The organism is Nocardioides sp. TRM66260-LWL (assembly GCF_020075545.1).
Classification (GTDB): domain Bacteria; phylum Actinomycetota; class Actinomycetes; order Propionibacteriales; family Nocardioidaceae; genus Nocardioides.
On sequence record NZ_JAIQZK010000001.1, the window covers coordinates 423205 to 447397 of the forward strand.

The 24193-nt window shown below is 75.1% G+C and carries 19 protein-coding genes; 9 read left to right on the forward strand and 10 right to left on the reverse strand.

Features of this window, described 5'->3' with window-relative positions; genetic code table 11:
• Nucleotides 1–28: 28 nt before the first annotated feature.
• The 6 genes from K8Z61_RS02055 to K8Z61_RS02080 form a co-directional block, all read right to left on the reverse strand.
• The gene (locus K8Z61_RS02055) at nt 29–526 is read right to left on the reverse strand and encodes a nucleoside deaminase (protein WP_224126404.1); all 498 of its coding nucleotides are present in this window, start codon (nt 524–526) and stop codon (nt 29–31) included.
• Nucleotides 523–2211, reverse strand: a complete 1689-nt coding sequence (locus tag K8Z61_RS02060) for a phospho-sugar mutase (RefSeq protein WP_224126405.1) — start codon at nt 2209–2211, stop codon at nt 523–525. Before K8Z61_RS02060 ends, K8Z61_RS02055 begins: the two co-directional genes overlap by 4 nt.
• 49 nt (nt 2212–2260) lie before the next feature.
• Complete coding sequence (locus tag K8Z61_RS02065) at nt 2261–3253, reverse strand: aldo/keto reductase (RefSeq protein WP_224126406.1); 993 nt, start codon at nt 3251–3253, stop codon at nt 2261–2263.
• 78 nt (nt 3254–3331) lie between these two features.
• Entirely contained in the window at nt 3332–4144 is an 813-nt protein-coding gene (locus K8Z61_RS02070; protein WP_224126407.1) for a TetR/AcrR family transcriptional regulator, read from the reverse strand.
• Between the two features lie 11 nt (nt 4145–4155).
• Nucleotides 4156–4974, reverse strand: a complete 819-nt coding sequence (locus K8Z61_RS02075) for a purine-nucleoside phosphorylase (protein WP_224127575.1) — start codon at nt 4972–4974, stop codon at nt 4156–4158.
• A 131-nt stretch (nt 4975–5105) separates the two neighbouring features.
• Complete coding sequence (locus tag K8Z61_RS02080; RefSeq protein WP_224126408.1) at nt 5106–5558, reverse strand: gamma-glutamylcyclotransferase family protein; 453 nt, start codon at nt 5556–5558, stop codon at nt 5106–5108.
• Nucleotides 5559–5685: 127 nt separating this feature from the next.
• On the opposite strand from K8Z61_RS02080, the gene lpdA reads away from it, so the two are divergent.
• From lpdA to K8Z61_RS02110, 6 genes are all read left to right on the forward strand, one after another.
• Nucleotides 5686–7092 carry a dihydrolipoyl dehydrogenase gene (gene lpdA, locus K8Z61_RS02085; RefSeq protein ID WP_224126409.1) on the forward strand — a complete coding sequence of 469 codons (1407 nt, stop codon included), beginning with the start codon at nt 5686–5688 and terminating at the stop codon, nt 7090–7092.
• Nucleotides 7093–7221: 129 nt separating this feature from the next.
• On the forward strand, nt 7222–7401 hold the full coding sequence (locus tag K8Z61_RS02090) for a chloramphenicol phosphotransferase CPT family protein (protein WP_224126410.1): 180 nt from the start codon (nt 7222–7224) through the stop codon (nt 7399–7401).
• Nucleotides 7402–7474: 73 nt separating this feature from the next.
• On the forward strand, nt 7475–7678 hold the full coding sequence (locus tag K8Z61_RS02095) for a phosphotransferase-like protein (RefSeq protein WP_308116731.1): 204 nt from the start codon (nt 7475–7477) through the stop codon (nt 7676–7678).
• Nucleotides 7679–7804: 126 nt separating this feature from the next.
• Entirely contained in the window at nt 7805–9196 is a 1392-nt protein-coding gene (locus K8Z61_RS02100; RefSeq protein WP_224126411.1) for an NAD(P)H-quinone dehydrogenase, read from the forward strand.
• 60 nt (nt 9197–9256) lie between these two features.
• Nucleotides 9257–10489 carry a SpoIID/LytB domain-containing protein gene (locus K8Z61_RS02105; RefSeq protein WP_224126412.1) on the forward strand — a complete coding sequence of 411 codons (1233 nt, stop codon included), beginning with the start codon at nt 9257–9259 and terminating at the stop codon, nt 10487–10489.
• Nucleotides 10490–10560: 71 nt separating this feature from the next.
• Entirely contained in the window at nt 10561–11823 is a 1263-nt protein-coding gene (locus tag K8Z61_RS02110) for a SpoIID/LytB domain-containing protein (protein WP_224126413.1), read from the forward strand.
• On the opposite strand, the gene K8Z61_RS02115 is transcribed toward K8Z61_RS02110, so the two are convergent.
• From K8Z61_RS02115 to K8Z61_RS02130, 4 genes are all read right to left on the reverse strand, one after another.
• Nucleotides 11804–13024: a benzoate/H(+) symporter BenE family transporter gene (locus K8Z61_RS02115; protein ID WP_224126414.1), complete on the reverse strand. Its 1221-nt coding sequence runs from the start codon at nt 13022–13024 to the stop codon at nt 11804–11806. The two genes, K8Z61_RS02110 and K8Z61_RS02115, sit on opposite strands and share 20 nt — an antisense overlap.
• Nucleotides 13021–16419 carry a pyruvate carboxylase gene (locus tag K8Z61_RS02120; RefSeq protein WP_224126415.1) on the reverse strand — a complete coding sequence of 1133 codons (3399 nt, stop codon included), beginning with the start codon at nt 16417–16419 and terminating at the stop codon, nt 13021–13023. The genes K8Z61_RS02115 and K8Z61_RS02120 overlap by 4 nt, the downstream gene beginning before the upstream one ends.
• A gap of 107 nt (nt 16420–16526) precedes the next feature.
• Complete coding sequence (locus tag K8Z61_RS02125; protein WP_263430392.1) at nt 16527–17402, reverse strand: hypothetical protein; 876 nt, start codon at nt 17400–17402, stop codon at nt 16527–16529.
• Nucleotides 17403–17481: 79 nt separating this feature from the next.
• On the reverse strand, nt 17482–19251 hold the full coding sequence (locus K8Z61_RS02130; protein WP_263430518.1) for a biotin carboxylase N-terminal domain-containing protein: 1770 nt from the start codon (nt 19249–19251) through the stop codon (nt 17482–17484).
• 534 nt (nt 19252–19785) lie between these two features.
• Here K8Z61_RS02130 and K8Z61_RS02135 point away from each other — a divergent pair.
• The 3 genes from K8Z61_RS02135 to K8Z61_RS19185 all read left to right on the forward strand — a co-directional run bounded on the left by K8Z61_RS02135 (nt 19786) and on the right by K8Z61_RS19185 (nt 24165).
• Nucleotides 19786–21420 carry a hypothetical protein gene (locus K8Z61_RS02135; RefSeq protein ID WP_224126417.1) on the forward strand — a complete coding sequence of 545 codons (1635 nt, stop codon included), beginning with the start codon at nt 19786–19788 and terminating at the stop codon, nt 21418–21420.
• A 50-nt stretch (nt 21421–21470) separates the two neighbouring features.
• Nucleotides 21471–22724, forward strand: a complete 1254-nt coding sequence (locus K8Z61_RS02140) for a hypothetical protein (RefSeq protein ID WP_224126418.1) — start codon at nt 21471–21473, stop codon at nt 22722–22724.
• A gap of 88 nt (nt 22725–22812) precedes the next feature.
• Nucleotides 22813–24165 (forward strand): polysaccharide biosynthesis tyrosine autokinase, encoded by a 1353-nt coding sequence (locus K8Z61_RS19185; RefSeq protein ID WP_224126419.1) that lies wholly within the window; start codon nt 22813–22815, stop codon nt 24163–24165.
• Nucleotides 24166–24193: the final 28 nt, after the last annotated feature.

Here is a 24193-nt window from a genome sequence, read left to right on the forward strand (position 1 = left end):
CACCGGGTCACTGGGCTGCGGTGACGTCTCAGGCGCGCCAGAAGCCGCGGTGCGGGACGATCGCCTCGTCCTCGAGCAGGGGGCCGACGACCTCGACGTCGCGCTGTCCGGCGCCGAGCACCTCGCGGCACGGCAGCCGCAGCGTGGGGTTCTCGGGGTCGTCCCCGGTGAGGTCGACCAGCGCCGACTCCGCCAGCCCGAAGACCACCCGGCCGACGCCGGCCCAGTAGATCGCGCCCGAGCACATCGCGCAGGGCTCGCAGCTGGTCACCAGCGTGCAGCCGGCCAGCTCGGCGGGGGAGCGGTCGCCGAGCATCCGCACCAGGTTGGTCTCGGCATGCCCCGTGACGTCGCGCCCGGTGACGACGGTGTTCTCCGCCCGGGCGACGACCTCGCCGCCCGCGTCGACCAGCAGCGCGCCGAACGGGTGGTTGCCGTGCGCGACGGCGCTCGCGGAGAGCGCGATCGCCTCCCGCAGGCGGGTCAGGTCGGCGTCGGTGGCGACGCCCTCGCGCACGCCGCTCACGCGTCCAGCCCCAGGGCCAGCCGGACGTCGCCGGCGAGGGCGTCGAGCCGGGTGGCGGCGGAGATGCGGGCCGCGCCGACCGCCTCGGCGACGTCGCTCGCGGCGGCCTCCTGCTCGACGGGCACGACGACCTCCAGGTACGCCTTGAGCTTCGGCTCGGTGCCGCTGGGCCGGACGATCACCCGCGCGCCGTCGGCGAGCCGCAGGCGCAGGCCGTCGGTGGGCGGCAGGCCGTCGACGCCGTCGGCGAGGTCCTCCATCCGCTCGACGGCGAGGCCGCCGAGCGACGTCGGCGGCGCGGCCCGCAGCCGCGTCATCGCCTCGGCGATGAGGCCCAGGTCGGCCACCCGCACGCTCACCTGGTCGGTGGCGTGCAGGCCGTGGCGCACCGCGATCTCGTCGAGCCGGTCGAGCAGGGTGCGTCCCTCGGCCTTCAGCGCGGCGGCGAGCTCGCACAGCAGCAGCGCCGCTGAGACGCCGTCCTTGTCGCGCACCCGGGCGGGGTCGCAGCAGTAGCCGAGCGCCTCCTCGTAGCCGAACGAGAGATCGGGCACGCGGCCGATCCACTTGAAGCCGGTGAGCGTCTCGACGTGGGGGAGCCCGGCGTCCTCGGCGATCCGGCCCAGCAGCGAGGACGACACGATGCTGGTGGCCAGGGCGCCGCTCGCGCCGCGGCGCAGGAGGTGGTCGGCCAGCAGCGCGCCCACCTCGTCGCCGCGCAGCATCCGCCAGCCGGCGGGCGTCGGGATCGCGGCCGCGCAGCGGTCGGCGTCGGGGTCGTTGGCGATCACGACGTCGGCGTCGGTGCGGGCCGCGAGCGCGAGCGCGAGGTCGAGCGCGCCGGGCTCCTCGGGGTTCGGGAACGCGACGGTCGGGAAGTCGGGATCGGGGCGCTCCTGCTCGGCCACCACGTCGGGCGTCCCGAAGCCGGCCTGCTCGAGCACCTGCAGCACCGGCTCGGCGCCGACGCCGTGCAGGGGCGTGTAGACGACCCGCAGGTCGCGCGGCCCGTCGTCGACCAGGGCGGCGACGGCGTCGAGGTAGCGGTCGACGACCTCCTCGCCGAGCACCGTGCCGGTGCCGCGCGGCAGGTCGGCGACGGGACCGGCCGCGGCGATCCCGGCGATCCGCGCGGCGATGTCGGCGTCGGCCGGCGGGACGATCTGGCTGCCGTCGCCGAGGTAGACCTTGTAGCCGTTGTCCTGCGGCGGGTTGTGGCTCGCGGTGACCATCACGCCGGCCACGGCGTCGAGCTCGCGGATCGCGAACGCCAGCACCGGCGTCGGCAGCGCCCGGGGGAGCAGACAGGCCTCGAAGCCGGCGCCGGCGAAGATCGCGACCGAGTCGTGCGCGAAGTCCAGCGAGCGATGACGCGCGTCGTAGCCGACGACGATGCGCGGCCGGCCGGTGGGCGCCACCTGCGCGCGCAGGTAGGCGGCCAGGCCGGCGGCGGCCCGACCGACGACCACCCGGTTCATCCGGTTCGGCCCGGCGCCGAGCGCTCCGCGCAGCCCGGCGGTGCCGAACTCCAGGGTGCCGGCGAAGCGGTCGGCGAGATCGGCGGCCGCGTCGTCGCCACCGGCCGCGACCTGCTCCAGCAGCGCCTCGAGCTCCGCCCGGGTGGCGGGGTCGGGATCGTCGGCCGCCCAGGCGCGGGCGCGGGCGAGCAGGTCGTCGAGGTCCATGCCCCGCAACCTAGTCACCCGCGCCCGCGGCCCGTCGGTCAGGCGTCGGTCAGGCGTCGATGTGGCTGAGGTCGCCGTACCGGTCGCCGACGACCTCCTCGGCCGGCACGGCCTCGCGCAGCGCCCGCAGGTCGGCGTCGGAGAGCCGGACGTCCAGCGCCCCGAGGTTCTCCTCCAGGTAGGTGACGCGCTTGGTGCCGGGGATCGGCGCGACGTCCTCGCCCTGCGCCAGCACCCAGGCGAGCGCGAGCTGGCCCGGCGTGCAGCCCTTCTCGTCGGCGATCAGCCGGACGCGGTCGACCAGGCGCAGGTTCGCCTCCAGGGCCTCGCCGTTGAGCCGCGGGAAGTACGCGCTCGCGCGCGAGTCGCCCTCGCCGAGCGAGTCGGCGGTCAGCCGTCCGGTGAGGATGCCGCGACCCAGCGGCGAGTAGGGCACCAGGCCGATGCCGAGCTCGCGGATCGTCGGCAGGATCTGCTCCTCCAGGTCGCGGGTGAACAGCGAGTACTCGGTCTGCAGGGCGGTGATCGGGTGCACCGCGTGGGCCCGGCGGATGGTCGCGGCCGAGGCCTCCGAGAGGCCCAGGTGCCGCACCTTGCCGGCCTGCACGAGCTCGGCCATCGCGCCGACGGTCTCCTCGATCGGGACGCTCTGGTCGACGCGGTGCTGGTAGTAGAGGTCGATGTGGTCGACGCCGAGGCGCTGCAGCGAGGCGTCGCAGGCGGAGCGGACGTACTCGGGGCTGCCGTTGATGCCCAGGCGGGCGCCGTCCTCGGCCCGCTGGTTGCCGAACTTGGTGGCCAGCTGCACCTCGTCGCGGCGGCCGGCGATGGCGCGGCCGACCAGCCGCTCGTTGGTGAAGGGGCCGTACATGTCGGCGGTGTCGAGGAAGGTGACGCCGAGGTCGAGGGCGCGGTGGATCGTCGCCAGGCCGCTCTCCTCGTCGGGGGCGCCGTAGAACTCCGACATGCCCATGCAGCCGAGGCCGAGGGCGGAGACGGTGAGCGGGGACGTCGTCCCCAGGGTGCGCTGCGGGATGCTCATGCCCCCAGCCAACCCGGTCGGCCGCGACCGGTGCCCACCCGCGAGGAGGGCCCGGCCCGCCGAGGGCGGCAGCGCGGCTCAGCCGGGCAGCGGAGCCCGCAGCATGGCGTCGGCCATCGCCACCAGGTTGGCGACGAAGTGGTCGTCTCCGAGCTGGGGCCGGCGCTCCCGGCGGGGTTCGGTCGCCTCGGTGGCCTCGGTGGCCTCGGTGGCCTCGGTGGCCTCGGTGGCCTCGGTGGCCTCGGCGTCGGCGGGGACGTCGGCCCGGGCGTCGAGGGCCCGCGCGCGATCGGCCACGGCGCGGAGGATGAAGGCGGTCATCAGCGCGAGCCGCTCGTCGCGCATCTCCTCGCTCATCGCGGGCATCCGCGCCCGGATCAGCTCGAAGACCCCGACGCCGCCGGAGCGCGCGAGCGTCTCGTCGACGCCCGGCAGCACCGAGGTCTGCTCCTCGGCGATCAGCTCGGCGACGATCACCAGGAAGCACCGCCCGGCCCAGCCGGTGGCGGCGAGCTCGGTGGTGGGCCGGACGATGGCCTCGATCGCCGAGGCGAGGTCGTCCGCGGGCCGCTCGTGCGCCACCTCGAGCAGCTGCCCCTCGCGCACGCCGAGGAAGTCGACGTGCTGGTCGAGCACCGCGACGAGCAGGCCCGCCCGGGAGCCGAAGTGGTAGTGCACGGCGCCGCGGTTGCGCTGGCCGGCCTGCCGGGTGATGTCGAGCAGCGAGGCCTTGCGCACGCCCTGGTCGGCGAAGGCACGCGTGGCGGCCTCGATCAGCCGCAGCCGGGTCTCGCGGGCGGGGCCGGTGCCCAGGGCGCGCTCGGCGCTCGGCAGCGGTGCGGGGGAGGCGGGCTCGAGGTCGCCCGCACCGGTGTTCCCGAGATCGGTCATGACGGCGGCCCTCAGATCCGGGGGACGATCCGGGCGAGCAGGTCGCCCATCCGGCTGGCGGCCGCGCGTCCGGCCTCGAGCACCTCGGCGTGGTCGAGCGGCGCGTCGGAGATGCCGGCGGCCAGGTTGGTGACCAGGCTGATGCCGAGCACCTCCAGGCCGGCGGCGCGGGCGGCGATCGCCTCCAGGGTGGTGCTCATGCCGACGAGGTGCCCGCCGAGCAGCCCGGCCATGCGCACCTCGGCCGGCGTCTCGTAGTGGGGGCCGGGGAACTGCACGTAGACGCCCTCGTCGAGCGTCGGGTCGACCTCGCGGCAGATCTCGCGAAGCCGGCTGGAGTAGAGGTCGGTGAGATCGACGAAGTGCGCGCCGACGAGCGGGCTGGTGCCCGTGAGGTTGATGTGATCGCTGATCAGCACCGGCGTGCCCGGCGTCCAGGAGGGCTCCAGGCCGCCGCAGCCGTTGGTGAGCACGATCGTCGAGACGCCGGCCGCCGCGGCGGTGCGCACCGGGTGCACGACCGCCTGCACGCCGCGGCCCTCGTAGTGGTGGGTGCGGGAGAGGAACACCAGCAGCTGCCGCTCGCCCGACCGCACCGAGCGGATGCGGCCGGCGTGGCCGGCGACCGCCGCCGGGAGGAAGCCCGGGAGGTCGGTGGTGGCGATCTCGGCGGTGACCTCGCCGAGGGCGTCGGCCGCGGGCAGCCAGCCGGAGCCGAGCACGAGCGCGACGTCGTGCCGCTCGACGCCGGTCAGCTCGGCGAGCCGCTCGGCGGCGGCGCGGGCCTGGACGGCGGCCTCGCCGTCGTCGGTGTTCGTGGGCGCAGGGATCGTGGCCGGGGAGCCGTGGGTGTTCACGTGTGCACCCTAGGACAGCCCGGTGGCGCCGAGGCGTCCGACCGATCGATCGCGCGCCAGGCTTTGCCGTCCGGGCGAGGCGTGCGGTCCCGGCGCCGCGATGCTCACTGCTCGATCGAGCGGCACGGACGGCGGCGCAGCGCCGCCACGTAGTCGTCGGGGGCGCCCGCGGCCTCGGCGGCGTCGGCGAGCACGCCCAGGTAGGACGCCGAGGGCAGGCCGCCCTCGTAGGCGTCGAGCACGTAGACCCACACGACCTGCTCGCCGGTGAGGCTCGAGACCCGCACCCGGGTCTTGCGGTAGAGCCCGGTGTCGGCCTGCTCCCAGGAGTCCAGGCTCGCCTCGTCCTCCTTCGTGACGTCGTAGACCGCCACGAAGACGTGCTCGAAGGGGTCCTGGACGAGCGTCGCGAGCGCGCCGTCCCAGCCGTGCTCCTCGCCACCGAACGTCAGCCGCCAGCCCTCGAGCCAGCCGGTGGTCCGCAGCGGCGAGTGGGGGCAGCGCTCGCCCATGCGGGACGGGTCGAGGTTGGTCCCGTAGGCGGCGTAGAGCGTCACGCCTCGGAAGGCTAGCCGCTGGCCGGGGCCGTCCCCGGAGCAGGTCGCGGAGCAGGTCGCGGAGCGGGTCGGGAGGCGGGCCGGGGGGCCGGTCCCCGGGCGCGCCGCGCCGCACTAGGCTGAGGACGTGACCCACTTCGATGTCCTCGTCCTCGGCGCCGGCCCCGGTGGTTACGTCGCCGCGATCCGCGCCGCCCAGCTCGGCAAGTCCGTCGCCGTGGTGGAGGAGAAGTACTGGGGCGGCGTGTGCCTCAACGTCGGCTGCATCCCCTCCAAGGCGCTGCTGAAGAACGCCGAGCTGGCGCACCTGCTCGCCCACGACAAGGCCAAGTACGGCATCGAGGGCGACGCCACGATGTCCTTCGGGCCCACGCACGCCCGCAGCCGCCAGGTCAGCGGCGGCATCGTCAAGGGCGTCCACTACCTGATGAAGAAGAACAAGATCACCGAGATCGACGGCTGGGGCACCCTCACCGGCGCGCGCGACGGCAAGCAGGGCGTCGACGTCGCCAAGGACGGCCAGACCACGTCCTACACCTGCGACGACCTGATCATCGCCGCCGGTGCGACCGTCCGCATGCTGCCCGGCATGAGCGTGAGCCGGAACGTCGTCACCTACGAGGAGCAGATCCTCGACGCCGAGCTGCCGCGCTCGATCATCATCGGCGGCTCCGGCGCGATCGGCGTCGAGTTCGCCTACGTCATGAAGAACTTCGGCGTCGACGTCACGATCGTGGAGTTCCTCGACCGCATGGTGCCCACCGAGGACGCCGACGTGTCGAAGGAGCTGCTCAAGCACTACAAGAAGCTCGGCGTGAACGTCCTGCTCTCCACCGCGGTCAAGAACGTCGAGGACACCGGCTCCGGCGTGCGCGTCACCGTCGCCCCGGCCGCCGGCGGCGAGGAGACCGTGCTCGAGGCCGACAAGATGATGGCCGCCTTCGGCTTCGCGCCCCGCACCCAGGGCTACGGCCTGGAGGCCACCGGCGTGCAGCTCACCGAGCGCGGCGCGATCGCGATCGACGACTTCGGCCGCACCAACGTGCCTGGTGTGTGGGCCATCGGCGACGTCACCGGCAAGATGATGCTCGCCCACGTGGCCGAGGCCATGGGCATCGTCGCCGCGGAGTCCATCGCCGGCGCCGAGACGATGGCGATCGACTTCGACATGATCCCGCGCGCCACCTACTGCCAGCCGCAGATCGGCTCCTTCGGCTACACCGAGGCGCAGGCCCGGGAGAAGGGCTACGACGTCAAGACCGCCACCTTCCCGTTCTCGGCGAACGGCAAGGCGCAGGGCCTCGGCGAGGCCGTCGGGTTCGTCAAGGTCGTCGCCGACGCCGAGCACAACGAGCTGCTCGGCGCCCACCTGATCGGCCCCGACGTCACCGAGCAGCTGCCGGTGCTCACCCTGGCCCAGCAGTGGGACCTCACCGCCGACGAGGTCGCCCGCAACGTCTTCGCGCACCCGACCCTGTCGGAGGCGGTCAAGGAGGCCGTCCACGGCATCGCGGGGCACATGATCAATCTCTGATCCCTGCTCGATCGTCGGGGCGTCGCCGGTGCGCCGGCGGCGCCCCGTCGTCGTCTCCGGGATCGGTCCTTGCTGCTGGCGTCCGGCCTCGCGGCCGTCGTCTCGGGGTCGCGGAGCCCGGAGCCTCGGATGGACGAGCAGGCGGACGGCCGCGTGGGCGCCCAGACGCCGGACGGCGTGCGCCGCAGCAGGGTGCCGGCCCGGGTGATCGTCCTCGACGGAGGCTCCAGCTCCGGCAAGACCACGCTCGCCCGGGCGCTCAGGAGGAGCTCGACGGACTCTGGCTGCGTCTCGGCGTCGACACGCTGATCGAGGCGGCTCCACCACGCCTGCTGAGCGTGGGCGTGAGGCGCTGGGCACCATCCCGACCGTCTGGGTCGCAGTGCGCTGCCCGGCGACGGTCGCCGTCCTGCGCGAGCGTCGACGGGGCGACCGGGGCGAGGGCATGGCCGCGCACCAGGCCGAGGCCGTGCACCGGGGCATCGACTACGACGCCGAGGTCGACACCAGCGTCACGGCGAGGGCGGAGCTGGCGGCGTCGCTCTGCAGACGTCTCGGCCTGGCCGGCTCCGGCGTGGGCGGGTGAGGCGCGCGGTCGTCGAGTCGGCACGCGCCGCGTGCGGCCCGCGTAGGGACCGCGTGAGGCCTGCGTGAGGCCTGCGTGACGAAGGGCCGATGTGCGTCGACCGCCCGGCCTTGGGAGGATGGGGCCATGGCAGGCGTGGTGATCATCGGCGGCGGTCCCGGCGGCTACGAGGCGGCGCTGGTGGCGCGGCAGCTCGGCTCCGACGTCACCCTCGTCGACGCCGACGGCCCCGGCGGCTCGGCGGTGCTCACCGACTGCGTGCCGTCCAAGACCCTCATCGCCACCTCCGAGCTGATGACCGAGGTGGCCGGCGCGGCCGAGCTCGGCGTGTCGTTCCAGGACGCCGGGGGAGACGCGGCGACGACCATCCGGGTCGACCTGGCGCGGGTCAACCGCCGGGTCAAGGCGCTGGCCGCGCAGCAGTCCACCGACATCTCGCGGCGCCTCGACCGCGACGGCGTGCGCATCGTCCGCGGCCGCGGCCGGCTCGACGGCCCCGGCCGCGTGGTCGCGTCCCTGCCCGACGGCGGCGAGGAGGTCCTCGACGCCGAGGCCGTGCTCGTCGCCACCGGCGCCGCGCCGCGCACGCTGCCCAGCGCGCAGCCCGACGGCGAGCGCATCCTCACCTGGGAGCAGGTCTACGACCTCGACGAGGTGCCCACCGAGCTGATCGTCGTCGGCTCGGGCGTCACCGGCGCCGAGTTCGCCAGCGCCTACCTCGCGCTCGGCATCCCGGTGACGCTGGTCTCCAGCCGCGACCGCGTCCTGCCCGGCGAGGACGCCGACGCCTCCGCGGTGCTCGAGGAGGTGCTGACCCGTCGCGGCATGACCGTGCTCTCCCGGTCGCGGATGGAGTCGGTCACCCGCGAGGGCGACGTCGTCACCGTCCGGCTCACCGACGGCCGCAGCGTCCAGGGCTCGCACTGCATCCTGGCGCTGGGCTCGGTGCCGAACACCGCCGACCTCGGCCTCGAGGAGGCCGGCGTCATCCTCAAGGACGGCGGCTTCGTCAACGTCGACCGCGTCTCGCGCACGTCGGCGCGGGGCGTCTATGCCGCCGGCGACTGCACCGGCGTGCTCATGCTCGCCAGCGTCGCGGCCATGCAGGGGCGCATCGCGATGTGGCACTTCCTCGGCGACACCGTGCACCCGCTGGACCTCAAGAAGGTCTCCTCCAACGTCTTCACCTCTCCCGAGATCGCGACGGTCGGCTGGTCGCAGGCCAGTGTCGACGCCGGCGACATGCAGGCCGAGGTCGTCATGCTGCCGCTCTCGGGCAACCCGCGCGCGAAGATGCAGGGCGTGCGCGACGGCTTCGTCAAGCTCTTCTGCCGGCCGGGCACCGGCATCGTCGTCGGCGGCGTGGTCGTCGGGCCGCGGGCCAGCGAGCTCATCCACCCGGTCTCCCTGGCGGTGGCGGAGTCGCTGACCGCCGACCAGCTGGCGCAGGCGTTCACCGTCTACCCCTCCATGAGCGGCTCGATCGCCGAGGCCGCGCGCCGCCTGCACCACTTCTGAGCCCGATCCGCGCCGACCGACGGTCGCCACGCGAGCAATCGCGGTGACATGCTGACGCGCATGTCTCGGATCCGACGTCTTCCGGCCCTGCTGCCGCTCCTGCTGCCCCTCGCCCTGGCTGCCCCCGCGACCGCCGCGACGGCGGCCGCGCCCCCCGAGCCCGCGGCCCGGGCGCTCGCCGGCATCACGGTGCGGGGCAGCGGTGCCGGCCACGGCCACGGCCTGTCCCAGTGGGGCGCGCAGGGCGCGGCGATCAAGGGCCTCGACCACCGGGCGATCCTGCGCTTCTACTACCCCGGGACGACGCTCGGCACCGCGTCCGGCGTGATCCGGGTGCGACTCACCGCGCTGCGCTCCGACCGGCTGCCGGTGCGGGCCCAGCGCGCGCTGACCGTCGGCTCCGTCGGCAAGGCCGCGCGCAGCCTCTACCGCGCCGACCCGAAGGCCACCTGGTGGCGGGCGGTGCCGTTCGGCACGACCGGCCAGACCCGCATCCAGGGCAGCCGCGACGGCCGCACCTGGCGCGGGCTGACGACGCTCACCGGCACGGTCCAGTTCGCCGCGCCGAACAGCGTCCTGACGCTGCGGGAGGACGACGGCGACCTGACGCGCTACCGCGGACTGCTCCGGCTGGCCTCCGACGGCGAGGGCCACCGCGACGTCGTGAACGTGGTGGCGCTGGAGTCGTACGTGCGCGGCGTGGTGCCGAAGGAGGTGCCCGCGCTGTGGAGGCGGGCGGCCGTGCAGGCGCAGGCCGTCGCGGCCCGCACCTACGCCGTATACGAGCGCGCGCACCCGCAGGCGCGGCAGTACGACCTGTGCGACACCGCCGCCTGCCAGGTCTACGGCGGCGCGTCGGCCGAGCACCCGGCGTCCGACTCCGCGATCGCCTCGGTGCCCGGCCGGATCCTCACGAGCGACGGCGCCCCGATCTTCGCCCAGTTCTCCGCCAGCAACGGCGGCTGGGCCTCGGCCGGCGACTTCGCCTACCTGCCGGCCCACCTCGACCCCTACGACGACGCGACGGGCAACCCGTACCGCGGCTGGACCCGCACGATCAGCGCAGCCACGATCGAGGCCGCCTACCCGCTCGTGGGCGACCTCACCGGCGTCACGGTGCTGACCCGCGACGGCGACGGCGACGCCGACGTCCCGTACCGCGGGCGGGTGGTGAGCCTGCGGCTCGACGGCGTCCAGGACGGCGTCCCGACCCAGGTGACGGTCTCCGGCTCCCGGTTCCGCTCGGCGACGGGCCTGCCGGACTCGCTCTTCGAGATCACCGAGCAGGGCTGAGCCGACGTCCGCGAACTACAGATCTGTAGTTACGCAGGACGACTGGCGAGGCGTGTGGGACGCGTGATGCGATGGACGACGTGCTCCCTCACGACGCCTCCGCGCGCCCCCGTCCGTCCCGCCGACGCGCCCGCGCGCTCGCGCTGAGCACGGGTCTGGCGGCCGTCGCCGGCACGCTCGGGGCGGCGCCGGCGACGGCCGCGGACTCGTGGAGCGTGCCGTCGTCGGCGACCATCACGATCTCGGGGCGCGGGTTCGGCCACGGGCACGGCATGTCGCAGTACGGCGCCGAGGGAGCGGCGCGCGAGGGGCTCGACCACCGGGCGATCCTGCGCTTCTACTACCCGGGCACCACGCTCGGGAAGGTCGGGCGGGCCGACGAGCTGCTCACGGTGCGGCTGACCGCCGACGTCGGCGACGACCTCGTCGTCCGGGCCCGACCCGGGCTGGTGGCGGTCGACCCCGCCGCGCGGCGCAGCCGCTACCCGCTGCCCGACGAGCAGGTCGAGGCCTGGAGGATGGCCCCGTCCGCCGGTCGGCTCGTGCTGTCCTACCGACGACCGTCCGCGGAGCGCTGGCGCTGGTACGCCACGCTCGACGGCCGCTCGGGGCCGGGGTTCGGCGCGTCGGGACGCCCCGTCGACCTCGTGACGCCGTCGGGCACCCGCGCCTACCGGGGTCGACTCCAGCTGCGGCCCGCGGCCGCGGGCTCGACGGACCTCGTCACGGTCAACCGGGTGAGCCTGGAGTCCTACCTGCGCGGCGTCGTCCCGCTGGAGATCCCGGCGTCCTGGCGCCCGGCCGCGGTGCGCTCCCAGGCGGTCGCGGCGCGCACCTATGCGCTGCACGAGAGCCGGGACGCGCGCGGCCCGGCCGACCTGTGCGACACCGGCGCCTGCCAGGTCTACGGCGGCGCGGACGCGGAGCTGCCGGCCTCCGACGCGGCCGTCGCCGCGACCACCGGCCAGGTGCTGCTGCACGACGGCGAGCCCGCGTTCACCCAGTTCGGCTCCAGCAGCGGCGGCTGGACGAGCGCCGGCTCCCAGCCCTACCTGCGGGCCCGGGAGGACCCCTACGACGGCTGGTCGGGCAACCCGGTGCACTCCTGGCGCAGCACCCTGACCGATCGCGACCTCGAGCGCGCCTACCCGACCCTGGGGTCGCTGCGCTCGATCGCGGTGACCCGACGCGACGGCAACGGCCAGTGGGGCGGCCGGGTCGCCGCGGTGACGCTGAAGGGCTCGCGCGCGACCGTCCGCACCAGCGGCGACGAGCTCCGCAGCCGCCTCGGCCTGCGCTCCACCTGGCTCACCTTCAGCGTGCGCGCGCGCTGAGGCGTCCCGCGCCCGTCGAGCGCAGCAGCGCGCGCACCGCGAGACCGGCCGCCAGCGCCCAGAACGCGGCGCCCACGCCCGCGACCGAGATGCCCGAGGCGGCGACCAGCAGCGTCACCGCCGCCGCCTCGCGCTCGGCCGGGTCGGCCAGCGCCTCGGTGAGCGAGGTGGCCAGCGTGCCGACGAGCGCGAGCCCCGCTGCCGCCTGGACGACGCCGGCCGGAGCCGCCGTCACCAGCGCGGCCAGGGCGCCGCAGCCGGCCGCGAGCAGCAGGTAGCAGCCGGCCGCTGTGGCCGCCGCGCGCCAGCGCCGCGTCGGGTCCGGTCCGGCGTCGGGGCCGGCGCAGAGCGCGGCGGTGATCGCCGCGAGGTTCACCGTGTGCCCGCCGAAGGGCGCGGCGGCGAGGGTCGCGAGCCCCGTGACGCCCATCGTCTCCCGCCACGGCACCCTGTAGCCGGAGGCCGCCATGATCGCCACGCCCGGCACGTTCTGCGAGGCCATCGCGACGACGTACAGCGGCAGCGTGACGCCGATCAGCGCGCCGAGGGTGGGGTGCGGCGCGGTGACCTCGATCCGCGGCACCAGGTCGGACGCCGCCAGCGTGCCGCCGGCCGTGACCGCGACGACGACCAGCGCCGTCGCCAGCGCCGCGGGCACCGCCCAGCGTCGCGCCACCCGCAGGCCCACCAGCCACACGCTCACCACCGGCGCGACGGCGGCCGGCGAGGCCACGAGCGCGGTCACCGGCTCGAGGCACAGCGGCAGCAGGACGCCGGCCAGCATGGCGCGCGCCAGCGGCACGGGGATGCTCGCGACCAGGGCTCCGAGGCGGGGGAGCAGCCCGGTCAGCACGATCAGGACGCCGGTAGCCGCGAACGCCGCGACCGCGGCCGACCAGCCGCCCGCGACGCCCGCGCTGCCGGCCAGCACGGCCGCGCCGGGCGTCGACCACGCGAGGGTGAGCGGCGTGCGGTGCCGCAGGGTCAGCCACAGCATGCCCAGGCCCTGGGCGAGGCAGAGCAGCGTCAGCCCGCTGGTGGCCTGGGACGGCGTGGCCCCCACCGCGCGCAGCCCGGCGAGCACGACGACGAAGCTGCTGGCGAAGCCGACGAGCGCGGCGACCACGCCGGCGGCGACCGGCGACCCCGCGGCCGCCGACGGCCCCGGGGCCGGGATCGCCGGCGAGCCCGGGGCGCTCACTCCAGCACGAGCACGAGGTCGCCGCCCTCGGCCGCCTGCGGCCGGTCGAGCACGACCCTCACGACTCGGCCGGCCACGGGCGCGGTGATCGAGGCCTCCATCTTCATCGCCTCGATCGTCGCGACCGTCTGCCCGGCCTCGACGACGTCGCCGGCGGCGACCGTCACGGTCACCACGCCCTGGAAGGGCGCCGCCACCTGCCGCGGGTCGCCGGCGTCGGCCTTCTCCGCCGCGACGACCTCGCTGGCGACCGAGCGGTCGCGGACCGTGATCGGCCGCAGCTGGCCGTTGATCAGACCCATCACCGTGCGGTAGCCGCGCTCGTCGGGCTGGCTGACCGACTGGACGCCGAGGATCAGCACCTTGCCCTCGTCGAGCCGGACGGGGTGCTCCTCGCCCTGCCGCAGGCCGTAGAGGTAGTCGATCGTCGGCAGCACCGAGAGGTCGCCGTACTGCTCGACGGCGTCGAGGTAGGAGCGCGTCGGGCCGGGGAACAGCAGCTCGTTGAGGGTGCGGCGGCGCACGGCGGCGTCCTCGGAGGCCAGCGCCGCCTCGGCCTCCGGCGCCAGCGTGGCCTCGGGCGGGGTCCAGGTGCGTCCGGCCAGCGCGCGGGTGCGGAACGGCTCGGGCCAGCCGCCGGGCGGGTCGCCGAGCTCGCCGTTGAGGAAGCCGATCACCGAGTCCGGGATGTCGTGACGCTCGGGGTGCTCGGCGAAGTCGGCCGGGTCGATGCCCTGGCCGACCAGCGCGAGCGCGAGGTCTCCGACGACCTTCGACGACGGCGTCACCTTCACCACGTTGCCGAGGAGGTCGTTGGCGGCGGCGTAGGTGTCCTCGATCTGCTCGAACTTCTCGCCCAGGCCCAGCGCGATCGCCTGCTGGCGCAGGTTGGAGAGCTGGCCGCCGGGGATCTCGTGCCGGTAGACCCGTCCGGTCGGCGCGGGCAGTCCGGACTCGAACGGCGCGTAGACCCGCCGGGTGGCCTCCCAGTACGGCTCGAGCGCGTTGACGGCCGCCAGGTCGAGGCCCGTCTCGCGCTCGGAGTGGTCGGTGGCCGCGACCAGCGCCGAGAGCGACGGCTGGCTCGTGGTGCCGGCCATCGCCGCGGTGGCCGCGTCGACGGCGTCGACGCCCGCGTCGATCGCCGCCAGCAGCGTGGCCAGCTGGCCGCCGGTGGTGTCGTGGGTGTGCAGGTGCACCGGGGTGTCGAAGCGCTCGCGCAGCGCGGTGACGAGCGTGCGCGCCGCCGGCGCCCGCAGCAGCCCGGCCATGTCCTTGATGCACAGCACGTGCGCGCCGGCCTCGACGATCCGCTCGGCGAGCCGCAGGTAGTAGTCGAGGGTGTAGATGCGCTCCCCGGGGCTGGAGAGGTCGCCGGTGTAGCACAGCGCGACCTCGGCCACCGTCGTCCCGGTGGCGCGCACGGCGTCGATGGCCGGACGCATCTGCTCGACGTCGTTGAGCGCGTCGAAGATGCGGAAGACGTCGAGCCCCGTGGCCGCGGCCTCGGCGACGAACGCCTCGGCGACCCGCGTCGGGTACGGGGTGTAGCCGACGGTGTTGCGGCCGCGCAGCAGCATCTGCAGGCACACGTTCGGGACGGCCTCGCGCAGCGCGGCGAGCCGCTCCCAGGGGTCCTCGGCCAGGAACCGCAGCGCCACGTCGTAGGTGGCCCCGCCCCACGCCTCGAGCGACCACAGCTGCGGGGTCCGACGCGCCACATGGGGGGCGACCTCGAGCAGGTCGCGGGTGCGCACGCGGGTGGCCAGCAGCGACTGGTGGGCGTCGCGGAAGGTCGTGTCGGTGACCGCCACCGGCGTCTGCGCGCGCAGGCGCCGCGCGAACTCGTCCGGCCCGAGCTCGAGGAGCAGCTGCCGCGACCCGGCGGGCGCCGGGGCGTCGAGGTCGGTGGCCGGCAGCTTGGTGGCCGCGCTGACCGTGACGGGCGCGGGCCCGTGCGGCTGGTTGACGGTGACATCGGCGAGGTAGGTGAGCAGCTTGGTGCCGCGGTCGCCCGAGCCGCGTGCCTCGAGCAGGTGCGGGTGGGTCTCGATGAACGAGGTCGTGACGCGCCCCGCGGCGAAGTCGGGGTCGGCGAGCACGGCCTGGAGGAAGGCGATGTTCGTGGAGACGCCGCGGATGCGGAATTCGGCGATCGCCCGGCGGGCCTTGGCGACGGCGTCGTCGAAGGTGCGCCCGCGGCAGGTGAGCTTGGCCAGCATCGAGTCGAAGTGCGCGGAGACCTCGGCGCCGGTGTAGGTCGTGCCGCCGTCGAGGCGCACGCCGCCGCCGCCGGGGGAGCGGTAGGTGGTGATGACGCCGGTGTCGGGCCGGAAGTCGTTCGCGGGGTCCTCGGTGGTGATGCGGCACTGGAGCGCCGCGCCGCGCAGGCGCACGGTCTCCTGGCTCAGGCCGAGGTCGGCGAGGGTGGCGCCCGCGGCGATCCGCAGCTGGGCCTGCACGAGGTCGACGTCGGTGACCTCCTCGGTGACGGTGTGCTCGACCTGGATGCGCGGGTTCATCTCGATGAACACGTACTCGCCCGAGGGGGAGAGCAGGAACTCCACGGTGCCGGCGTTGCGGTAGCCGATCTCGCGGGCGAAGCGGACGGCGTCCGCGCACATCCGCTCGCGCAGCGCGGGGTCGAGGTGCGGCGCGGGCGCGATCTCGACGACCTTCTGGTGGCGCCGCTGCACCGAGCAGTCGCGCTCGAAGAGGTGCACCACGCCGTCGGGGCCGCCGGTGCCGTCGGCGAGGACCTGCACCTCGATGTGGCGCGGGTCGACGACGGCCTGCTCGATGAAGACCGTCGGGTCGCCGAAGGCGCCCTCGGCCTCCCGCATGCAGGTCTCGATCGCGGCGCGCAGCGCGGCGGGGTCGTCGACGCGGCGCATGCCGCGTCCGCCGCCGCCGGCGACGGCCTTGACGAAGAGCGGGAACGGCAGCTCGCGCGCCGCGGAGAGCAGCGCGTCGACGTCGGTCGACGGCGCGACGCTGCGCAGCGTCGGCACGCCCGCGGCCTGGGCGGCGGCGATCGCGCGGGCCTTGTTGCCGGTGAGCTCGAGCACCGAGGCGTCCGGGCCGACGAACGCGATGCCCGCGGCCGCGCAGGCCTCGGCCAGCTCGGGGTTCTCGGAGAGGAACCCGTAGCCGGGGTAGACCGCGTCGGCGCCCGCGCGCACGGCGGTGGCGACGATCGCCTGCGGGTCGAGGTAGGCCCGCACGGGGTGCCCGCGCTCGCCGATGAGGTAGGCCTCGTCGGCCTTGAGCCGGTGCTCGGAGTTGCGGTCCTCGTACGGGAAGACCGCGACCGTGCGCGCGCCCAGCTCGTACGCGGCCCGGAACGCGCGGACCGCGATCTCGCCGCGGTTGGCCACCAGCACCTTGGAGAACATGCCGGGGACCCTACTCACGGCGATCGCCGACGGGCAGCGTCCGTCTTGACCCGCGTCCGCCGAGGACGCCGGGCGCCGGATTGCGGACGCGGGCCCGCCGCGGGGGCTCAGGCGGGGGTGCTGAACCCGGGGTAGTGCATCCGCTCGGTGGGCTGCTCGTACGACTCGGGCCACGCCTCGGCGGCCGCCTCGTGGATCGCCTTGAGCGCCCCGTGCAGGGCCATCTCGTCGTCGAAGTCGGCCGGTCGCAGCGGCTCGTGGACGACGACCCGGGGCGTGCCGCCGACGTCCGGCGTCGTGCGCAGCACGCTGATCGCGACGATCGGCACGTCGAGCTTGCGGGCCAGGCCGACGTTGCTCGTGGCCAGGTGCACCTCGCGGCCCAGGAAGGTCGTGGGCGTCGGCCCCGGCACGTCGAGGGAGATGCCGACCTGCTTGCCGGCCTTGAGCCGCGCGATGATGCCGCGCGCGCCCTCGCGCACCCCGAAGATCTCCAGCCCCGTCGAGGTGCCCTTGCGACGCACGTCGTGCATGTGCTTGGGACCCTGCAGGTCGACCATGCCGTCATCGACGATCACGTCGAGCGCCGCGCCCTGGCGCACCACGCTCGCCAGACCGCCCTCCCAGGCGCCCTGGTGGATGAACGAGACGATCGCTGGCAGGCCGGCGCGGGTCAGCGAGACCAGGTGCTCGGCGCCCTCCACGGGCTGGGTGGTCTCGTGGGCCGGGTGCTGACGCGACTCCGAGCGCCAGGCCCAGTAGCGCAGGTACGCCTGGGCCAGCCCGTCGAGCTCGGCGGGGGTGCGGCGCGCCCCGACCAGCGCGTCCATCTGCAGCCGGGCCTGCGCCACCCGCTGCGGGTCACGACGCAGCACGCGGGCGCCCGCCCGGGCCGTCAGCGGGATGGTGGCGGTGGGCAGGGCGGCACGGAGGCGGGCGGCGCGGCTCGGCGCCTCCCCGGTCCAGTCGGCGGGGACGGGCATGTCTGGCTCCTCGACGGCGTGTGGCGAACGGGGGCGGGGAGGGCCGGGCTCGGGCCCGGGCCGGAGCCCGGGCCGGACGTCAGTCCTTGAGCTCGCAGATGACGGCGCCGTTGCCGACCGTGGCGCCGACCTCGGCCGCGAGGCCGGTGACGGTGCCGGCCTTGTGCGCCTTGAGCGGCTGCTCCATCTTCATCGCCTCGAGGACGACGATGACGTCGCCCTCGGCGACCTCCTGGCCCTCCTCGACGGCGATCTTGACGATCGTGCCCTGCATCGGGCTGGCCACGGCGTCGCCGCTGACCGCGGCGCCGGCCTTGCGGCCGCCCGAGCGCTTGGGCTTCTTGGCGCCGGCGGCGGCACCGCCGCCGAGGCCCGCGAGCCCGGCCGGCAGCACGACGTCGAGCCGGCGGCCGCCGACCTCGACGACGACCGTCTGCCGCTCGCCGGCGTCCTCGGCCTCGCCGGCCTCGCCGCCGTAGGGCTCGATCCGGTTGTCGAAGTCGGTCTCGATCCAGGTCGTGTAGACGTCGAAGGAGCCCTCGCCGGTCGGGTTGGAGGCGCCGACGTAGGCGGGGTCGTCGATCACCGCGCGGTGGAACGGGATGACGGTGGGCATGCCGTCGACCGCGAACTCGGCGAGGGCGCGGCGCGAGCGCTCGAGCGCCTGCTGCCGGGTGCGCCCGGTGACGATCAGCTTCGCGATGAGCGAGTCGAAGGAGCCGGGGATGGTCTGGCCCTTCTCGTAGCCGCCGTCGACCCGGACGCCCGGGCCCTGCGGCGGCGCCCACTCGGTGAGCGTGCCGGGGGCGGGCATGAAGTTGCGGCCGCCGTCCTCGGCGTTGATGCGGTACTCGATGGAGTGGCCGACGACCTCCGGGTCGCCGTAGCCGAGCTCCTCGCCGGCGGCGATGCGGAACATCTCGCGGACGAGGTCGATGCCGGTGACCTCCTCGGAGACGCAGTGCTCGACCTGGAGGCGGGTGTTGACCTCGAGGAAGGAGATGGTGCCGTCGCGGCCGACGAGGAACTCGCAGGTGCCGGCGCCGACGTAGCCGGCCTCCTTGAGGATCGCCTTCGACGACTCGTACAGGCGGGTGACCTGCTCGTCGGTGAGGAACGGCGCGGGGGCCTCCTCGACCAGCTTCTGGTGGCGGCGCTGCAGCGAGCAGTCGCGGGTCGAGACCACCACGACGTTGCCGTGCTGGTCGGCCAGGCACTGGGTCTCGACGTGGCGCGGGCGGTCGAGGAACTTCTCGACCAGGCACTCGCCGCGGCCGAAGGCGGTGACGGCCTCGCGGACCGCCGACTCGTACAGCTCCGGGATCTCCTCGAGGGTGCGCGCGACCTTGAGGCCGCGGCCGCCGCCGCCGAAGACCGCCTTGATCGCCACCGGCAGGCCGTTGGCCTCGGCGAAGGCGACGATCTCGTCGGCGTCCTTCACCGCGTCCTTGAGGCCGGGGGCCAGCGGGGCGCCGGCCGCGAGGGCGATCTGCTTGGCCTTCGCCTTGTCGCCGAGGGCGTCGATGGCCGCGGGGGAGGGGCCGATCCAGACCAGGCCGGCGTCCAGCACGGCCTGGGCGAACTGGGCGTTCTCGGCGAGGAAGCCGTAGCCCGGGTGCACGGAGTCGGCGCCCGAGCGCTGCGCGACGTCGATCAGCTTGGCGATGTCGAGGTACGACTCGGCCGGGGTGCTGCCGCCCAGGGAGTAGGCCTCGTCGGCCATCCGCACGAAGATCGCGTCGCGGTCGGGCTCGGCGTACACGGCGACGCTGCCGATGCCGGCGTCCTTGCACGCGCGGATGACGCGGACCGCGATCTCGCCGCGGTTGGCGACGAGGACCTTCTGCAGGGGCTTGATCTCCGGCACGTGTGTCTCCTGGTCGGTCCGTGGGGGACGGCGGTGTGATGGCGGTCTGATGACGGTGTGGCGGTGCGGCGGCGTGGTCGCGAGGGGGCGGCGACCGGCGGTCGCGGCGGGCCCTCGGCGCGCCGCTGCGCAGGCTAGCGCCCCGGGTCCGGGGTCCGGTGCACGGTCTCATCGCGCGCCGCCGCGCGCGATCGCGGCCCGGTCCGCCGGCCCTGCGCGGCACCGGCTCCGGGGGGAATGCCCCGGTGGGTTCCGTCGTCGGGCAGCGCGCGGCGGTCCCGGTCTGGCATGCTGACCCCGTCCCCGCGTGCGCGCGGCTCCGAACGCCCCCATCGGCTGCCGGACCGGCCACCTGAGGGATCGCCCCGCACCTGCTCCACCGCTCCAGACAACCCACCCCCATCCCACCCCAGCTGCCCGCCGGGCAGTAGCCGATGCCCCCGCCGCTCGTTGAGCGTGTGGAGGTCGGTGCCCGGCCGCCACCGAACGACAGACATCACGCGGAGGGAACCGGCCGTGACACTCTTCGACTCGCGCCACACCGACCTGCTCGACGAGGGCTGGGAGCACGCCAGCGACGCGGCGCTGCTCGCGGCCGCCCGCGGCGGCGACGCCGAGGCCGAGGTCGTCCTGCTCGGCCGGCACGCCCCCGCGGTGCAGCAGATCGCCGACTCCGTCGACGCCGCCGCCTACGACGAGTCGTGGAACGCGATGTCGGCCTTCATCGCCGGCCACCGTCCGCTCGACGCGCCGTTCCGTGTGCTCTGGCTCGCCGCGATCTCCGGCGAGGACCTCTCCGCCGGCCGCCGCACCGGCGACGACGGCTGGGACGCCGTGTGGTCGTCCTACCGCTCGATGGCCGAGGCGTGGCAGACCGCCGTGTGGCACCAGGTCGTCGAGGGCGAGCAGTCCGCGCAGATCGCGCCGATCCTCGGCATCGCCGAGTCCGACACCCGTCGCGCGCTGCACTCCGCCCGCGCCCTGCTCCGCCGGCTCACCGCCCGGGCGCTGCCCAGCGGCGAGCGTCCCGAGTGCCTGGAGCTGGCCGGCTTCCTGCGCATGGAGGCCCCCGGCACCCTCGGCCGCGACGTGGCCGGCGACCTCCGCGCCCACGGCCAGGAGTGCGACGAGTGCCGCGGCCTCGTCCGGGCGATGTTCACCCTCGACCTCTCCCTGCGCGAGGTGCTGGCCACCCGCGTGCTCGGCGAGCTGGCCGACGACTACCTGCGCGAGCGCTCCGTCGCCCGCGCCGAGCGGCTCTCGCTGGCCCACCCGCTCGTCGGCTCCGCCGCGCGTCTGAGCCGGCCCACCGCCTTCGCGGGCATGACCGTGCTCGCGGCCGGCGCCGTGGTCGGCGCGCTGACCATCCACGGCCCGACCTCCCCGCGCATCCCCGGCGTCGAGGCCAGCGGCCCGAAGGGCGTCCGCCCCGTGTCGGTGCCCGGGCGCCTGCTGACCCTGGCTCCCGCGGCCGCGGTCCCCGGGTCGTTCCCGCGGGTCGCGCTGCCGGGTGCGGCCAGCGCCCCGACCCTCACCGGGGCTCCCAGCTTCGCGGGCGTCCCGTCCGCCGACCCGACGGCCACCGCCGACGGCCCGGTCCTCGTCAGCCCCTCCACCCCGGGCGCCCCGGCCACCGGCGGCGGTGACGGCACCGGCACCGGCGGCTCGGGCGGCGGCACCGGCGGTGGCGACACCGGCTCGGGTGGCGACACCGGCTCGGGCGGCGGCTCCGGCTCGGGCGGCGGCACCGGCGGTGGCGACACCGGCTCGGGCGGCGGCTCCGGCTCGGGCGGCGGCACGGGCGGTGGCGACACCGGCTCCGGCGGCGGCTCCGGCTCGGGCGGCGGCACGGGCTCCGGCGGTGGCTCCGGCGGCGGCACGGGCTCCGGCTCGGGCTCGGTGGACGTCGGTCCGATCAGCGTCGGCGGCTCCTCCGACGGCGGCGTCAAGGTCGACGTGAACGTCCCCGGCGCGCCCGTGGGCGTGCAGGTCGGCGGCTCCGGCGTGGGCGTCTCGGTCGGCGGCGTGGGCGTCCACCTCCCGCTGCCCACCGCTCCCTCGCCGAGCAGCAGCCCGTCGCGTCCGGCCACCGGCTCGACGGCGCCCGGCGGTCCGGTCTCGGGCCTCGTCGGCTCGCTGCTGGGCGGCTGACGAGCACCTCTCGTCACGCCCGCCATGCGCTCCAGCCACCCTCGTCCCTCGTGAGCGACGACCTCGTCGCCTCCGGGCCCGCCGCGGCGGGCACGGAGGCGACCGCTCCGCCTGCCCGCGGCATCGTCCGCCTCCTCACCGGCGCCACCGCCCTGCAGGCCTTCACCGCCATCGTCTCGCTGCTCCAGATCGTCGTGATGGCGCGTCTGATGCGGCCCGACGACTTCGACCCCTTCTCGGTGTGGGTCACCGCCAACGGCGTCGTGCTCGGCATGGTGCAGGCGGTCGGCGCCGAGCGCGTGCTGGTCGGACGCCGCGACCCGGCCGCGGGCCTGGCCTCCGCCGGCGTCCTGGCCGTCGTGGCCGGCACGGTGCTGGGGGTGCTCTCGATCGCCCTCGGACAGCCCGCCTTGGTGCTCGCGTCGCTGGCGATCGTGCCGGTCGCGGTGTGGGACTACCTGCGCATCGTCGAGGGGCTGCCGCAGCCGCTGCCGTTCCTGAAGCGGGACGTGTGCGTGGCCGCGTCGCAGTTCCTCCTGGTCACCGTGGCCGCCCTCGCCGGCGTGCCCGGCGTGCTGCTGCCGCTGGTGTTCTGGGGGGTCGCCGCGGTGCTCGTCACCGGACTGCTGCTGCGCCGGCTGGCCGGCGTGCTCCGTCCGCGTCTGGGCCTGCGCACGCTGCTCGCCGACCGCACGCAGGCCGCGCCGCTCCTGCTCGACGGGCTGCTCTCCGGCTTCCCGCTCGTCGCGGGCCTGGCGGTCGTGCAGGCGCGCGGCGTCGTCGGCGAGGCCACCGACGCCCGGCTGGCGCTCACGATCCTCGGCCCCGTCACCGTGCTCGGCCTGGCCGGTCGACGCGTGATCTTCTCCGCACGGCGCGACGGCCCGTTCACCGGGCAGATGCGGCTGGTCATCCTGGTCAGCACCCTGGCGGTGCTGGTCGGCTGCGCCGGGCTGCTCGCCCTGACCCACACGCCGCTCTACGGCCTCGTCCTGCCGGGCCTGGGCGGTCTGGCGTGGGCGGCGATCGCGGCCTTCGCGCTCAACCACGCGCTGACCTGGTTCGCCTTCGCGCCGACCGCGGTGGCCAGCGCGGAGGGTCGGGCGGGCCTGATGGGCTGGGCCCGCGGCCTGGGCACGATCGTGGCGGCCGCCTTCATGCTGCTGGCCCCCTTCGACACCGCCGCCCAGGTGGCGCTGTGCATGGTCAGCGCGACCGTGGCCTACCTGCTCGTCCTGCTGCTCGCCGTCGGCGGACGCCGCGCCGACACGCCGGCCGCGGCTGTCGGCTTGAACACACCGTGACTGCGGGGGGACGCGCCTCGGCCGGCAGCGGTGCGGGTAGTTTGCTCCCTGCGGCGCGCGCTGCAGCTCCTCGACGAAAGGCTCATCGGTGATCGAGTTCCTCCGCCTCCTGCGGGTCCGCTGGACCTGGCTGGTCGCCTCGGTGCTGCTGGGCGTGGGCGTCGCCGCGGGCGTCACCTACTTCATGACGCCGTCGTACCGCGCGAGCTCGCAGCTGTTCGTCGCGATCGGGAACTCGCAGAACAACAGCAGCCGCACCACCGCGCTCACGATCTACCTCAACAGCCGGATCAAGTCGTACCCGGGCCTGATCTCCAGCCCGCTGGTCCTCGAGCCGGTGATCAAGAAGCTCGGCCTGCAGACCACGCCCGAGGCGCTCGCCGACAAGATCTCGGCCTCGGTCGGCGACGGCACCTACCTGATGGACGTCACGGTCGACGACGACTCGCCGACGCTGGCCGCCGAGATCGCCAACGAGGCCAGCAAGCAGCTGATCACGGTGATCGAGAACCTCGACGCCTCCGGCAGCTCCTCCGACGCGCCGGTCAAGCTCTCGATCGTCAAGCCCGCCGCAACCCCGACGTCCCCGCGCACCCCCGAGCCGTTCCTGAACATCGCGCTCGGCCTGGTCGGCGGGCTCGGCCTGGGCATCGCGGCCGCGGGGCTGCGCGACGTCCTCGACACCTCGCTGAAGTCCGAGGCCGAGGTGGAGCAGTCCACCGGCCTGCCGACGATCGGCGTCGTGCCGGTCAGCAACGACGTCAGCGCCTCGATGATCGGCCAGGGGCAGCGCTCCAAGAGCTTCGGCTGGGGCGAGGCCTACCGCAAGCTGCGCACGAACATCAGCTACCTCGACCCCGACAACCCGCCCCGGGCGCTGCTGGTCACCAGCTCGCAGCCCAAGGAGGGCAAGACGACGACGGCCGCCAACCTGGCCGCCACCCTGGCCCAGAGCGGTCGGCGCGTGATCCTGCTCGACGCCGACCTGCGGCGTCCGAGCATCGCCAAGCAGCTCGGCCTGGTGCCCGACGTCGGCCTCACCAACGTCATCGCCGGCCGGGCCACGATCTCCGAGGTCGTCCAGCAGGTCGACTCCTTCGACGTCGTCACCAGCGGCCCGATCCCGCCGAACCCGAGCGAGCTGCTCGGCTCCAACGCCTTCGCCCGCCTGGTCGAGACGCTCAAGGTCTCCTACGACGCGATCGTCATCGACTCCCCGCCGGTGCTCGCCGTCACCGACGCCGCGGTCATGTCCACCTGCGCCGACACGGTGCTGCTGGTCTGCAAGGCCAACAGCACGCGGCGGCAGGAGCTCATCCGCGCCCTCGACGGCCTGGCCGCCGTCGACGCGCGGGTGGCGGGCGTGGTGCTGAACCAGATGCCGGTCAACAGCGCCGTCTACTACAGCTACGAGTACCGCCCCGCCCGGCAGGAGGACTGACGCCGGTGGGCGCCGCGCGAGGGGGAGC